General features: G+C 63.4%; 10 protein-coding genes. 3 read left to right on the forward strand and 7 right to left on the reverse strand.

Annotated features, from left to right (window positions below; all coding sequences use genetic code 11):
* Window positions 1-44 precede the first annotated feature (44 nt).
* The 7 genes from cheB to ACW9IN_RS05930 form a co-directional block, all read right to left on the reverse strand.
* Window positions 45-1,055, reverse strand: coding sequence for a chemotaxis-specific protein-glutamate methyltransferase CheB (gene cheB, locus ACW9IN_RS05900; RefSeq protein ID WP_457364992.1), 1,011 nt, complete (start codon window positions 1,053-1,055; stop codon window positions 45-47).
* Window positions 1,052-3,349 (reverse strand): response regulator, encoded by a 2,298-nt coding sequence (locus ACW9IN_RS05905; RefSeq protein WP_457364993.1) that lies wholly within the window; start codon window positions 3,347-3,349, stop codon window positions 1,052-1,054. The genes cheB and ACW9IN_RS05905 overlap by 4 nt, the downstream gene beginning before the upstream one ends.
* A complete protein-coding gene (locus ACW9IN_RS05910) occupies window positions 3,346-4,047 on the reverse strand; it encodes a chemotaxis protein CheW (RefSeq protein ID WP_457364994.1) in 702 nt (233 codons plus the stop codon). Before ACW9IN_RS05910 ends, ACW9IN_RS05905 begins: the two co-directional genes overlap by 4 nt.
* Window positions 4,044-5,294 (reverse strand): CheR family methyltransferase, encoded by a 1,251-nt coding sequence (locus tag ACW9IN_RS05915; RefSeq protein WP_457364995.1) that lies wholly within the window; start codon window positions 5,292-5,294, stop codon window positions 4,044-4,046. Before ACW9IN_RS05915 ends, ACW9IN_RS05910 begins: the two co-directional genes overlap by 4 nt.
* Complete coding sequence (locus ACW9IN_RS05920; RefSeq protein WP_457364996.1) at window positions 5,291-5,803, reverse strand: chemotaxis protein CheW; 513 nt, start codon at window positions 5,801-5,803, stop codon at window positions 5,291-5,293. Before ACW9IN_RS05920 ends, ACW9IN_RS05915 begins: the two co-directional genes overlap by 4 nt.
* Complete coding sequence (locus ACW9IN_RS05925; RefSeq protein WP_457364997.1) at window positions 5,803-7,425, reverse strand: methyl-accepting chemotaxis protein; 1,623 nt, start codon at window positions 7,423-7,425, stop codon at window positions 5,803-5,805. Before ACW9IN_RS05925 ends, ACW9IN_RS05920 begins: the two co-directional genes overlap by 1 nt.
* A 258-nt stretch (window positions 7,426-7,683) precedes the next feature.
* Window positions 7,684-8,391 carry a tellurite resistance TerB family protein gene (locus ACW9IN_RS05930; RefSeq protein WP_457364998.1) on the reverse strand — a complete coding sequence of 236 codons (708 nt, stop codon included), beginning with the start codon at window positions 8,389-8,391 and terminating at the stop codon, window positions 7,684-7,686.
* Between the two features lie 168 nt (window positions 8,392-8,559).
* Between ACW9IN_RS05930 and ACW9IN_RS05935 the strand changes: the two genes are divergently transcribed.
* The 3 genes from ACW9IN_RS05935 (at window position 8,560) to ydcS (ending at window position 12,285) form a co-directional block, all read left to right on the forward strand.
* Window positions 8,560-9,471, forward strand: a complete 912-nt coding sequence (locus tag ACW9IN_RS05935; RefSeq protein ID WP_457364999.1) for a LysR family transcriptional regulator — start codon at window positions 8,560-8,562, stop codon at window positions 9,469-9,471.
* Between the two features lie 133 nt (window positions 9,472-9,604).
* Window positions 9,605-11,062 carry a gamma-aminobutyraldehyde dehydrogenase gene (locus tag ACW9IN_RS05940; RefSeq protein WP_457365000.1) on the forward strand — a complete coding sequence of 486 codons (1,458 nt, stop codon included), beginning with the start codon at window positions 9,605-9,607 and terminating at the stop codon, window positions 11,060-11,062.
* A gap of 71 nt (window positions 11,063-11,133) precedes the next feature.
* Complete coding sequence (ydcS, locus tag ACW9IN_RS05945) at window positions 11,134-12,285, forward strand: putative ABC transporter substrate-binding protein YdcS (protein ID WP_457365001.1); 1,152 nt, start codon at window positions 11,134-11,136, stop codon at window positions 12,283-12,285.
* The last annotated feature ends 205 nt before the right edge of the window (window positions 12,286-12,490 follow it).

Raw genomic sequence — 12,490 nt, forward strand, 5'->3', positions numbered from 1 at the left:
CACCTGAATTACTTCCTGCCAGCCAGCACCGCCGGGGGTATGCGTCATTTTGCAAATACCTCCAGCAGACGGGGCGCAATTCTGTCCAGTGGGCGAATTTCAACAGCAGCGTCAATCGCCGCCGCCGCTTTGGGCATGCCATACACCGCCGAGCTCTGCTGATCCTGGGCGATGGTCAAATATCCTTGTTCACGCAGCAACTTGAGGCCCTGGGCCCCGTCGCGCCCCATGCCGGTGAGCAGCACACCGACGGCATCACCGTTCCAATGGCTGGCCACGCTCTCGAAAAACACATCGATGGAAGGCCGGTAAATCTCGTTCACCGGCTCTGCGGTATAGGCTAGCGTGCCATTCTTCAATAGACGAATGTGATGGTTGGTGCCGGCCAGCAGCACCACGCCGCGTTGCGGCGGCTCCCCCTCGCGGGCCAGGCGCACCGGCAGGCTCGACGCACTGCTCAGCCATTCGGCCATGCCGGCGGCGAACACCTGGTCCACATGCTGCACCAGCACGATGGCGGCAGGGAAGTCCCGCGGCAAGCCCTTGAGCAGGGTTTCCAGGGCAGCCGGGCCACCCGCCGACGAACCGATGGCCACCAGGCTCTGACGGGTGCCGCTGATGCGCGGGGGCGCGGTTTCGGCGCGGACACGGCTACCGCGCTGACCGATCAGCCAGCCGATATTGAGGATCTTGCGCAACAGCGGCGCCGCCGCATCGCGGGGGTTGCCGACGCCCAGGGTTGGCGTGTCGACAACGTCCAGCGCGCCATGGCCCATGGCTTCGAACACCCGGCTCACGTTGGCCTGGCGGTCGACGGTGACGATCACGATGGCGCACGGCGTCTCCGCCATGATTCGCCGGGTGGCTTCCACGCCATCCATCACCGGCATGATCAGGTCCATCAGGATCATGTCCGGCGTCAATTCGGCGCAGCGCTGCACCGCTTCCAGGCCATTGCTGGCCACCCACACCACCTCGTGGGCGGGCTCGAAACTCAAGGCGCGGCGCAAGGCCTCCACGGCCAGGGGCATGTCATTGACGATCGCAATCCTCATGCCCGCGCACCTCCGATCAGCTCCACCACGGCGTCCAGCAACGCGTCATCGTGGAAACTGGCTTTGGCTAGATAATAGTCGGCGCCGGCGTCCAGTCCACGTCGCCGGTCTTCTTCGCGATCCTTGTACGACACCACCATCACCGGCAACGATTGCAGGCGACTGTCACGGCGCAGGAGTGTGACCAATTCAATACCGTCCATGCGAGGCATATCAATGTCAGTGATCAGCAGGTCGAAGTCTTCGGAGCGCAAGGCGTTCCATCCGTCCATGCCATCGACCGCGACGGCCACTTCATAACCACGATTAAGCAGCAATTTGCGCTGCAACTCGCGCACCGTCAGCGAGTCATCCACCACCAGCACGCGTTTGCGTGGCGCTTCGCTGGTTTGCTGGCTGCGCCGGGCGATGCGTTCGAGGCGACCGGTGTTGAGCAGTTTGTCCACCGAACGCAGCATGTCTTCCACGTCGACGATCAGCACCACCGAGCCGTCGTCCAGCAGGGCGCCGGCGGAAATGTCCTGGACCTTGCCCAGGCGGTCGTCCAGCGGCAACACCACCAGCGTGCGCTCGCCGATGAACCGCTCCACCGCGATGCCATACACCGCATCGCGCTCGCGGATCACCACCACCTTCAGGGTGTCTTCGCTGTTCTGCCCGGCCGGGCGCTGCAACAGCTGGCTGGCGGCGACCAGGCCGACATGCCGACCTTCGTGCCAGAAATGCTGGCGGCCTTCCAGTTGCACGATGTCATCCGGCGCCAGGTCGCACATGCGCTCGATATGCGCCAGCGGGAAGGCATAGGCTTCTTCACCGACTTCCACCACCAGGCTGCGCACCACCGACAGGGTCAGCGGCACCTCCAGATGGAAGCGGCTGCCCTGCCCCGCCGTCTGCTCCAGCACCACCGCCCCGCGCAGTTGGCGGACCATATGCTGCACCGCATCCAGCCCGACACCGCGCCCGGACACCTCGGTGACCTTGTCACGCAGGCTGAACCCCGGCAGGAACAGGAAAGTCAGCAGTTCCTCTTCGCTCAGGCGCAACGCGGTTTCCAGCGGCGACAGGTGCCGGTCGACAATGGTGCCGCGCAGGCGCTCCAGGTCGACACCGTTACCGTCGTCGCTCAACTCCAGCACCAGCAGGCCGGCCTGATGGGACGCCCGCAGGCGGATCACGCCTTCCGCCGGCTTGCCGGCCAGCACCCGTTGTTCGGGCATTTCGATACCGTGGTCGACGGCATTGCGCAATAAATGAGTGAGCGGCGCTTCGAGCTTTTCCAGCACGTCGCGGTCGACCTGAGTCTTTTCGCCTTCGATTTCCAGGCGTACCTGTTTGCCCAGGCTGCGGCCCAGGTCGCGCACCATGCGCACCTGCCCGGCCAGCACATCGGCAAACGGGCGCATGCGGCACGCCAGCGCGGTGTCATAGAGCACTTGCGCACGCTGCCCGGCCTGCCAGCCGAACTCGTCGAGCTCGGCGGTTTTTTCCGCCAGCAGCGCCTGGGCTTCGCTGAGCAACCGCCGGGTATCGGCCAGGGCCTCCTGGGCTTCAAGACTCAACGCCTGGGTCTTGAGCTGGCCGTCCAGCGTATCCAGGGCACGCACGCTCTGGCTTTGAATACGCTTCAAGCGCTGGAGGCTGGCCAGGTAGGGTTTGAGCCGCTGGGTTTCCACCAGGGATTTGCTGGACAGGTCCAACAGGCTATTGAGGCGTTCGGCGGTCACCCGCAACACACGCTCGCCACCTTCAGTCATACGCTTGCTCTGGCGTACCGGCTCAGCGGCAACCGGCGGCGCTGGTTCGGGCTCCGGCGGCAACTCTTCAACGAGCGGTGCAGGCGCAGGCTCCGGCGGCGCGACAGGCGGGGGTGACGGTGGTGGCGTGACCTTGACCGGCGCCTGGGCCGGATCGAGCAGGCGTTCCATCAACGCCACATACCCTTCGATATCCGCCGGGCCCACGTCATTGCCCGGCGTGGCGATGCGCATCAGCAGGTCGGTGCCCTGCAGCAACGCGTCGATATGTTCGGGTTGCAGATACAGACGACCTTCCTGGGCGCTGACCAGGCAATCTTCCATGACATGGGACACGCTGACCCCGGCGTCCACGCCGACAATCCGCGCCGCGCCCTTGAGCGAGTGGGCGGCGCGCATGCAGGCTTCCAGTTGGTCGGCCTGGGTCGGGTTGCGCTCAAGGGCCAACAGGCCCGCGCTCAAGACCTGGGTCTGCGCATCGGCTTCCAGGCTGAACAGTTCCAGCAGCGAGGCATCGCGCATCTGGTCTGGGGTCATGTGAGGCTCCGGGTCACGGCGGACAACAATTGCGCCTCGTCCAGCCAACGCAGGCTTCGGCCTTTCCACTGCAACACACCCTGGGTGTAGCGCGCACTGGCCTGGGGGCCGGAAGCCGACGCCGCCTTCAAGGTGCGCTCATCGATGGCATGGATGCCGTCGACCTCATCCACCGGCACCACCACCGGGCCATCCTGCGCGGCGATGATCAGCATGCGCGGCATGATGCGTCCGCCGCCGGTGCCCTGGCTGGTGGCATCGAGCCCCAGCAGTTCCACCAGCGACAGGCACGCCACCAGCGCGCCACGCACATTGGCCACGCCGAGCAAGGCTCGGGAGCGCTGGTGCGGCAGGGAGTGAATCGGCTGCAACGGCGCGACTTCGACCAGGCAACGGGTGGCGATGCCCAGCCATTCCTCGCCCAGGCGGAACATCAGCAGCGAGCGGGTGACAATCTCCTCATCGGCCTCCACGGTGGCCTGGGGACGATGTTCATCCTGTTGCAAGGCATAGCGGTCCAGCAGGCGCGTGGCGGCTGCGGAATACACCGAGCAGTTGCGGCAGTGGATGTGGTCCACCAGCAACGGGCAGGATTTGTCGCCATGGATGCCGATGCGGTTCCAGCAATCGTCGATGGCTTGGGTATCGGCCAGGGTCAGGTCCAGGCCGGTGGTATCGAGGGAGGCTGGGCTACTCATCGTTCAGGCTCACTGTCAGCTCGCTCGCTACGGGCGGCCCGCGCCTGCAGACGGCGCGCCCCCGCGCTGTCACCCTGGGACTCGAGCAGCGCGGCCAGGTGCATCAGGGCCTGCGGATGCTGGGGTTCCAGGTACAAGGCTTTCCGGTAAAAACCCTGGGCTTCCAGGGTGCTGCCGGCCACATCGCTGAGCAGCCCCAGCCAGTAGAACACCTGGGCGGCCGGCGGGTGGTTGTTCAGATACGCTTCACAGGCCGCACGAGCCTCGGTGCTGCGCCTTTCATTGGCAAGGGTCGCGATGCGGCCGAGCAAGTCCCCGGCCTCGGACGGCTGCGCCTTGGGCAGTGTTTCCTGGGGACGAACGCTGCTGAATGGCCGCGGCCGCGTCGCAATCGGCGCTGCGCTGCGCTGGGGAACGGGAACAGGCATCGGCGTAAACACCGGTTCCGGCCGGACAGGTTCGGCATGCCGGCTGAACGCAAACGACTGCGGCACACCGATCGAACGCATGCCATGGCGCCCCAACAGGCTACCTTCGGCCGGGCCGATGAACAGCACGCCGTCCACATGGGTCAAGTCCTTGAGCACCTCGAACACCTGTTTCTGGGTCGGCTGGTCGAAGTAGATCAGCAGGTTGCGGCAAAACACGAAGTCGTAAGCGGCCTCATTGGCCAGCAGGGCCGGGTCGAGCAGGTTGCCGACTTGCAGGCGCACCTGTTCACGCACCCGCTCGGCCAGGTGATAACCATCGGCGTGCTCGGTGAAGTGGCGCTCGCGAAACTCGGTGTCGGTGCCCCGAAACGAATTGCGTCCATACACCCCGCGACGCGCGCGCTCCACCGACAACGGGCTGACGTCCATGCCCTGCACCTTGAATTGGTGCGGGGCGAAACCGGCATCGAGCAGGGCCATGGCAATCGAATAGGGTTCTTCACCCGTGGAACAGGGCAGGCTCAGGATGCGCAGTGCGCGCATCTGCTTGAGGCGCGTCTTGGCCAGACGGGCCAGCGTCGCGAACGATTCGGGGTAACGGAAAAACCAGGTTTCGGGGACGATCACCGCCTCGATCAGGGCCTGCTGTTCATCGTGAGAGCTGTGCAAATGCTGCCAGTAGTCGTCCGCCGTACGCGCATTGAGCGCCTGAATGCGTTGGCGCACGGCACGTTCGATGATCGCTTCGCCCACCGACGCCACGTCCAGGCCGATACGCTCCTTGAGGAAGGCCGAAAAGCGCGGATCGCTGCTCATAGGCTCAACTCGGCGGAAAACAACAAGGTGCGCACCTCGTCGGTAAGCAAATCGGCCACACCGATCCATTGCATCAAGCCTGCGGCGTCTTCGCGCACCGGGCCCAGGTACGGCGCCTGGCGATTGTCCAGGCCATAGGGCTGGAACTCGGCGGGATCGCAACGCAGGGTGTCGGTGGCCTGCTCCAGGATCAGGCCCAGCGGGCGCGCATCGATCCAGGGTTGCGGTTGATAGTTGACCAGCACCAGCCGCGTACTGGTACGCACCTGGGCGGCGACGCCGAAGCTCAGTGCACTGAGGTCGATCACCGGCACCAGCGCGCCACGGTGGGCAAAAATGCCCGCCACCCACAGGGGTGCATGGGCGATGGGTTTGAGCGGCAGGCGCGGCAATACCTCCGCCACTTCCGTGGCCTTGAGGGCATAGCGTTCGCTGCCGATGTGAAACACCAGGAACAGCACCTTTTTCGCTGCCGGGACGGCGCCGCGTTTAGCCGCGAGGTCGCTCATCAGACTTTGAAACGCGACACGCCGCTGCGCAGACCGACCGCCACCTGGCTCAGCTCATCGATGGCGAAGCTGGCCTGGCGCAGGGATTCGACGGTCTGGCTGCTGGCATCGCCCAGTTGCACCAGGGCGTGGTTGATCTGCTCGGCGCCGGTGGCCTGGGCCTGCATGCCTTCGTTGACCATCAACACCCGCGGCGCCAGCGCCTGTACCTGATGAATGATCTGCGACAGTTGCTCGCCCACTTGCTGCACTTCGAACATGCCCCGGCGCACTTCTTCGGAGAACTTGTCCATACCCATCACCCCCGCCGACACCGCCGACTGGATCTCGCGCACCATCTGCTCGATATCGTAAGTGGCCACCGCAGTCTGGTCGGCCAGGCGACGCACTTCGGTGGCCACCACGGCAAAACCGCGCCCGTATTCGCCGGCCTTCTCGGCCTCGATGGCAGCGTTGAGGGACAACAGGTTGGTCTGGTCGGCCACCTTGACGATGGTCACCACCACCTGGTTGATGTTGCCGGCCTTCTCATTGAGGATCGCCAGCTTGGCGTTCACCAGGTCGGCGGCGCCCATCACCGAGTGCATGGTCTCTTCCATGCGTGCCAGGCCTTGCTGGCCGGAGCCGGCGGCGACCGATGCCTGGTCGGCGGCGGTGGAGACTTCGGTCATGGTGCGGACCAAGTCCTTGGAAGTTGCGGCGATTTCCCGCGATGTGGCACCGATCTCGGTGGTCGTGGCAGCCGTTTCGGTAGCGGTGGCCTGTTGCTGCTTGGAGGTGGCGGCAATCTCGGTGACGGAGGTAGTCACCTGCACCGAAGAACGCTGGGCCTGGGATACCAGGGCCGTCAGCTCGGTCATCATGTCGTTGAAGCCGGTTTCCACCGCGCCGAATTCGTCCTTGCGCTCCAGGTTCAGGCGCTTGCTCAGGTCGCCATCGCGCATGGTTTCGAGGATATCGACGATACGCTGCATCGGCGACATGATCGCGCGCATCAGCAGCAAGCCACACAGGCCGGCGGCGAGGATCGCCACGGCCAATGACACGAACATGCTGATTTTCGCCGCCGATACCGCCTCATCAATGGCGTTGGTCGCACGGTCGGCGACGTTCTTGTTTTCGGTAATGATGTCGTTGAGCTTCATCCGGCCTGCGGTCCAGGTCGGCGTCAACTCTGTGTCGAACGCCTTGCGCGCGGCAGCCAGGTCACCGTTTTGCAGGCTGTCGAGCACGGTGGACAGGCTCTTGTTATAGGCCTGGTGCAGGGCTTCGAATTTGTCGAACTCGGACCGATCGTTGCTGCCGGAGATGGTTTTTTCGTAGTTGTCCATCTGCTGCAGGATGCGCGCTTCGAAGGATTTGAACTCGGTCTTGTCGGCCTCGCTCAGTTTCTTGTCTTCGCGCAGGCCCAGCAATTCAAGGGTTTGCAGGTAACTGTCGACCCAGGCGCTGCGGATCATCGAACTGAGGTACACCCCAGGCACCGCGTCGTCGCGCACCGCGACTTCGCTGCTTTCGATCTTCAGCAACCGTGAATAGGAGACCACAACCATTAACAGCATGATGGCGATAATGACCGCAAAGCTTGCCAAGATCCGTTGGCGCAAGGTCCAGTTCTTCACAGTGAGTCCTCGAAGGGCCGATCAAATGTCGGGCAGTATAGCTGAGCAGAAGCCCTCATTTATCAATGGGTTTTGATGTAGCACTCACAGAATGCAAAAAACTCGATGTGGGACAACTGTCTTGAGGACCGATCGTTCCCACGCTCTGCGTGGAAACGCATCCTGTGACGCTCCGCGTCACGACTTCAAAGGTGGACGCAGAGCGTCCAGGGGCGGCGTTCCCACGCGGAGCGTGGGAACGATCAAAAAACACCACAGTTATTGGTTCAGGCGTACCTGTTTTTCCAGCTCCGCCTTCAAGCCTGGCTCAAGCCCGAGCTGGCGCGCCAGTTCGTCGAGGTAGGCTTTTTCCATGAAGTTCTCCTCATCCACCAACATGACGCTGGCGATGTACATCTCGGCGGCCATTTCCGGCGTACCCGCTGCGCGGGCCACATCAGCCGGATCCAGCGGTTTGTTCAGCTCGGCGTGCAGCCAGCCTTGCAGTTCACGGTCACTGTCGAGCCGTGAGAATTCGCCTTCGATCAGCGCACGTTCGCGCTCGTCGACGTGGCCGTCGGCCTTGGCGGCGGCGACCAGCGCCTTGAGGATGCCCTGGCTGTGCTGCTCGACCTGGGCCGGCGGCAGGCGGTCGAGGGTTTGCGGCTCGCCCTTCGGCGCGGTGGCCTGTTGCGCCTGCCAGTTACCGTAAGCCTTGTAGGCAATCACCCCGAGGGCGGCCAGACCACCATAGGCCAGGGCCTTGCCGCCGAATTTGCGAGCCTTCTTGTTGCCCAGCAGCAGGCCCATCGCGCCCGCCGCCAGGGCACCGCCTCCCGCGCCACCGAGCAGGCTGCCGAGGCCGCCACTGCCGAGCAGACCGTCCAGAGCGCCTTTATCTTGCGGTTTACGTTGACCCGTTGCCTTGTTCTGCAACAGGTCCTGACCAGATTTGAGCAATTGATCGAGCAATCCACGGGTATTCATTCGCAGCCTCCAGACGCCTGGGTTCATAGGGTCAACCGGCCCCCAGCGTAAAACCAAGTGCCAAAAGACCGCGATCTAGAGTGCTTCCAGATGTAACTCGGCCGCCCTTCACTTAAATCGATATACACTCGAGAACATCTATAAAAACACCCCACTGGTAATTCCAGCATGATGACCCTGCGTCAAATCCGGCACTTTATTGCCGTGGCCGAGACCGGCTCGATCTCAGCCGCCGCGCAAACCGCGTTCATCTCCCAGTCGACCCTGACCCTGGCGATCCAGCAACTGGAGCAGGAGATCGGCGTCAACCTGTTCAACCGCCACGCCAAAGGCATGACCCTGACCCACCAGGGCCATCAATTCCTGCGCCAGGCGCACTTGATCCTCGCCACCGTCGACAACGCCAAGCGCAGCCTGCAACAGAGTACCGACCAGGTGGCCGGGCAACTGATCATCGGCGTGACCAGCCTGGTGGCCGGCTACTACCTTGCCGACCTGCTCACCCGCTTCCAGCGCGCCTACCCCAATGTGGAAATTCGTGTCATGGAGGATGAACGCCCCTATATCGAGCATTTGCTGGTCAGCGGCGAAATCGATGTGGGCGTGCTGATCCTCTCCAACCTCGAAGACCGCCATGCATTGCAAACCGAAGTGCTCACCCACTCGCCCCACCGCCTTTGGCTACCGGCGCAGCATCCGTTGCTCGAGCACGACAGCATTAACCTCGCAGATGTCGCCCGCGAGCCGCTGATTCAGCTCAACGTCGATGAAATGGGCCACAACGCCCAACGCCTGTGGACCGGCGCAGGCCTGCAACCACGCGTCACGTTGCGCACCGCCTCCACCGAAGCCGTGCGCAGCCTGGTGGCCGCCGGACTGGGCGTGTCGATTCAGCCCGACATGACCTATCGACCCTGGTCGCTTGAGGGCGACATCATCGAGGCGCGAACGATTGCCGACCTCAGCCAGACCCTCGACGTCGGCCTGGCCTGGCGCCGGGGCACGGCGCGCCCGGCGCTGGTGGACCCGTTCCTGACGGTGGCCCGCGAACAGCCGCATCCGCGCAAGCCATCTATTTAATCGAATGCTGCATTCAATATTTAGTATTTGTTGACCTCGCGCCTGACCTCTAGTCTCTGCTTATCCCATAAGAGAAAGGTCAGGCGCTCGTAAGAGAACGTCCATGGCCATACAAGAAAAGAGATCGCGAAAAATGTCCGGCGCGCCCACCCCGCTGCTCACTGCGTTGTTGATCGACGGCGAACTGGTCCAGGGCCAGGGGTTTGCCGAGCCGATTCTCAACCCGGCCACCGGTGAAGTGCTCACCCAGATCGCCGAAGCCGGCACCGAGCAGGTCGAAACCGCGATCCTTGCCGCCCATCGCGCTTTTGCCGGTTGGTCGCGCACCACGCCGCAGCAACGTTCAAACATTCTGCTGGGCATCGCTGACGCCATCGAACAACAAGCCGACTATCTGGCCCGGCTGGAATCCCTGAACTGCGGCAAGCCGTTGCACCTGGCGCGCCAGGATGACTTGAGCGCTACCGTCGATGTATTCCGCTTCTTCGCCGGGGCCGTGCGCTGCCAGACCGGCCAACTGAGCGGTGAATACCTGCCGGGTTATACCAGCATGGTCCGTCGCGATCCGATTGGCGTCGTCGCTTCGATTGCGCCGTGGAACTACCCGCTGATGATGGCCGCGTGGAAAATCGCCCCGGCCCTCGCCGCCGGTAATACCTTGGTGTTCAAACCGTCGGAACATACGCCGCTGTCGATCCTGGCCCTGGCCCCCGTGCTTAAAGAGCTGTTGCCACGCGGCGTGATCAACATTTTGTGTGGCGGTGGTGAAGGCGTTGGCAGTCACTTGGTCAGCCACGCCAAGGTGCGCATGGTCTCGCTGACCGGCGATATCGTGACCGGGCAAAAAATCCTGCAAGCCGCATCCAAGACCCTTAAACGCACACACCTGGAACTGGGTGGCAAGGCCCCGGTGATCGTGTGCAACGACGCCGACCTGCAAGCCGTGGTCGAGGGCGTTCGCGCCTACGGTTACTACAACGCCGGCCAGGACTGCACCGCCGCCTGCCGCATCTACGCCCAGGCCGGTATCCACGACAAGCTGGTCGCCGAGCTCGGCGCCGCCGTCAGCAGCCTGCGCTTTGCCGGCAAGCGCGATGCCGACAACGAACTCGGTCCGTTGATCAGCACCCGCCAGCGCGACCGCGTGGCCAGTTTTGTCGAACGCGCCCTCGGCCAGCCGCATATCGAACGCATCACCGGCGCCGCGGTGCATTCCGGCCCGGGCTTCTATTACCAGCCCACCCTGCTCGCCGGCTGCAAGCAGCATGACGAAATCGTGCAGCGCGAGGTGTTCGGCCCGGTGGTCACCGTGACCCGCTTCGATGAGCTCGAGCAGGCGGTGGACTGGGCCAACGACTCCGAATACGGCCTGGCCTCGTCGGTGTGGACCCAGAACCTGGACAAGGCCATGCAAGTGGCGGCGCGCCTGCAATACGGCTGCACCTGGATCAACAGCCATTTCATGCTGGTCAGCGAAATGCCCCACGGCGGCTTGAAGCGCTCGGGGTACGGCAAGGATCTGTCCAGCGATTCGCTACAGGACTACAGCGTGGTGCGACACATCATGGCGCGTCACGGCCAACATCTTTAAAACAACAACTAAGCTCATGCGTTACGGCTTCACAGACTGCCCCGACCATAATTAAAGAAGAGGGAAACCCCATGTCCGCGCACAAGACCGCACTGCTCAGTGCCCTGACCACCGCGTTGCTGGCCAGCGCCAGCCTGCAGGCCGCCGAACCGCTCAAAGCGGTGGGCGCCGGCGAAGGCCAATTGGATATCGTCGCCTGGCCCGGCTACATCGAGCGGGGCGAAAGCGACAAGGCCTACGATTGGGTCAGCGGTTTCGAGAAGGAAACCGGCTGCAAGGTCAATGTGAAAACCGCCGCCACCTCTGACGAAATGGTCAGCCTGATGGCCAAGGGCGGCTATGACCTGGTCACCGCATCGGGCGATGCCTCGCTGCGCTTGATCGTCGGCAAGCGGGTGCAGCCAATCAACACGGCGTTGATACCCAACTGGAAGAACATCGACCCGCGCCTCAAGGATGCGCCCTGGTACGTGGTCAACAAGGAAACCTACGGCACCCCGTACCAATGGGGCCCGAACGTGCTGATGTACAACACCAACGTGTTCAAGACCGCGCCCACCAGCTGGAACGTGCTGTTCGACGCGCAGAACCTGCCGGACGGCAAGCCGAACAAAGGCCGCGTGCAAGCCTATGACGGCCCGATCTACATCGCCGATGCGGCGCTGTACCTCAAGAGCGCCAAGCCGGAATTGGGCATCCAGAATCCCTATGAGCTGACCGAAGCGCAATACAAGGCTGTGCTTGAACTGTTGCGCGCCCAGCAGCCATTGATCCACCGCTACTGGCACGACACCACCGTGCAAATGAGTGACTTCAAGAACGAAGGCGTGGTGGCCTCCAGCGCCTGGCCGTATCAGGTCAACGGCCTGCAGAACGAGAAACAGCCGATCGCCTCGACCATTCCCAAGGAAGGCGCCACCGGCTGGGCCGACACCACCATGCTGCACACCGACGCCAAGCACCCCAACTGCGCCTACAAGTGGATGGACTGGTCGCTCCAACCGAAAGTCCAGGGCGACGTCGCCGCCTGGTTCGGCTCGCTGCCGGCCGTACCGGCCGCGTGCAAGGAAAGCGAACTGCTCGGCGCCGAAGGCTGCAAGACCAACGGTTTCGACCAATTCGACAAGATCGCCTTCTGGAAAACCCCGCAGGCCGAAGGCGGCAAGTTCGTGCCGTACAGCCGCTGGACCCAGGACTACATCGCGATCATGGGCGGTCGCTGACTCCTGGCTCCCTTGGGGAGGCTGGCTTCTGTGGGAGCTGGCTTGCCTGCGATGGCATCACCTCGGTGTAACAGACACACCGGGGTGCCTGCATCGCGGGCAAGCCCGGCTCCCACAGAAAAGCGCCCACATTTGAGTTGCGATTACAGATTCCACGTTTTTTCAGAAGTCCAGGCCGGGCCGCTGCGACGACCCGCGCCTTTTT

The sequence above is a fragment of the Pseudomonas sp. SDO5271_S396 genome (genome assembly GCF_054071795.1).